This is a genomic window from Vibrio sp. 1249-1 (assembly GCF_033340495.1).
The window spans coordinates 1-511 of record NZ_JAWOWJ010001196.1 but is presented as its reverse complement, the minus strand read 5'-3'; the positions used below and the strand labels follow the sequence as shown (position 1 = coordinate 511).

The window sequence follows — 511 nt, the reverse complement described above, 5'->3', positions numbered from 1 at the left end:
CTCTCGAAGTTGAAGGGGATGGCGACAAAGGGCTGACCATTTTTGACCAGCCTCGGGATGTCACGGGCACGGCTTTTCTCAACCATTCTCATACCATTGGTGCGGATGACCAATGGTTGTATTTACCTGCCTTAAAGCGAGTAAAGCGAATTTCGTCACGTAATAAGTCGGGCCCGTTTATGGGAAGCGAGTTTGCGTATGAAGACTTGAGTTCATTTGAAATCGAAAAATACCGCTTTAACCACCTCAAGGATGAGACGTTTAACGGACAAGACGTATTCGTTCTAGAGCAAATCCCAACGGACAAGAACTCCGGTTATACCAAGCAGGTAGTATGGCTTGACAAGGCGCATTATCGCCCTCTCAAAGTCGAGTTTTACGACCGAAAAGGCGCGTTATTGAAAACTCTAACTTTCGCTAATTATAAGCAGTACCTCGATAAATATTGGCGTGCACATACCATGGCAATGACGAATCACCAAACTGGCAAAAGCACAGAATTGAACACTAG

The 511-nt window shown here is 45.4% G+C and carries 1 protein-coding gene; it reads left to right on the top strand.

Annotated elements, in window-relative coordinates; translation table 11 throughout:
• A partial coding sequence (locus R7Z50_RS31230; RefSeq protein ID WP_318150245.1) for an outer membrane lipoprotein-sorting protein occupies positions 1 to 511 on the top strand: 511 nt, incomplete at both ends.